General features: G+C 46.9%; 2 tRNA genes and 2 rRNA genes. All 4 read left to right on the top strand.

From position 1 onward, the window contains the following. Positions 1–238 (top strand): 16S ribosomal RNA (locus tag GY843_RS04575); the annotation flags it as partial. Between the two features lie 126 nt (positions 239–364). After that, a tRNA-Ile gene (locus GY843_RS04570) sits at positions 365–441 on the top strand. A 75-nt stretch (positions 442–516) separates the two neighbouring features. Beyond that, positions 517–592 (top strand) — tRNA-Ala (locus GY843_RS04565). Positions 593–881: 289 nt separating this feature from the next. Further along, a 23S ribosomal RNA gene (locus GY843_RS04560) occupies positions 882–1,121 on the top strand; the annotation flags it as partial.

The following is a 1,121-nucleotide window of genomic DNA, read 5'->3' as shown; positions in this document are numbered from 1 at the left end:
GATCGGAGTCTGCAACTCGACTCCGTGAAGTTGGAATCGCTAGTAATCGTGGATCAGCATGCTGCGGTGAATACGTTCCCGGGCCTTGTACACACCGCCCGTCACACCACGGGAGTTGGTTGTACCAGAAGCGGTTGAGCTAACCTTCGGGAGGCAGGCCGCCAAGGTATGGCTGGTAACTGGGGTGAAGTCGTAACAAGGTAGCCCTAGGGGAACCTGGGGCTGGATCACCTCCTTTTTAAGGAAAGATTTAGGCATTAGCCTAAATGGGATCAACCCCGCCTTTATTACTGTTCGGTTTTGAGCGATCAAAACCATTGTTGATGTGCTGCTTTTGCGGCATGTTAAACAAAAAAAGCTCAAAGGGCCTGTAGCTCAGCTGGTTAGAGCGCACGCCTGATAAGCGTGAGGTCGGAGGTTCAAGTCCCCCCAGGCCCACCACTATTCAGGTTGCCTATTTGGTTACGGGGTGTAGCTTAGTGGGGACTGCCTGCCTATGCTTCATTCGGTAAGGTTGGGGGTGTAGCTCAGCTGGGAGAGCGCCTGCCTTGCACGCAGGAGGCCATCGGTTCGAACCCGTTCACCTCCACCAATTGTTTTATGGTGGTTTCAGGGAAGCGGTTTTTTATTTTTATTTATTGTATCTTATATACTGAGCGTTGTAAAGTTTATAACGTATTTTATTTTTCATAAAAAATAAAATATACTGTAAATTTTCTGACCTTTAGTAGTGAAGGTTTGTTCTTTGACAATTGAATAGCAGGGTATCTAAACTGTATAACAGTAATTCGATACAGGCCGAAAGGTTCTCTATCATATGGATTACTTAAGTACTGCAGAAAATAGCGTTTAGAAGTATAACTTGGTTTGAAAAGACTTATGGTTAAGCTACTAAGGGCTGACGGCGGATGCCTTGGCACCAGGAGGCGATGAAGGACGCGGAAAGCTGCGATAAGCTTCGGTGAGCTGCTAACAGGCTTTGACCCGGAGATTTCCGAATGGGGAAACCCGGCAGAGGTAATACTTTGTCATCGTTCAATGAATACATAGTTGAACGAAGCGAACGGGGGGAAGTGAAACATCTCAGTACCCCCAGGAATAGAAATCAATTGAGATTCCGT

This window comes from Neptuniibacter sp. (genome assembly GCF_024231755.1).
Classification (GTDB): Bacteria; Pseudomonadota; Gammaproteobacteria; order Pseudomonadales; family Balneatricaceae; genus Neptuniibacter.
Note: the sequence above shows the minus strand (reverse complement) of the source record. Positions and strands in the feature narration are given on the sequence as shown.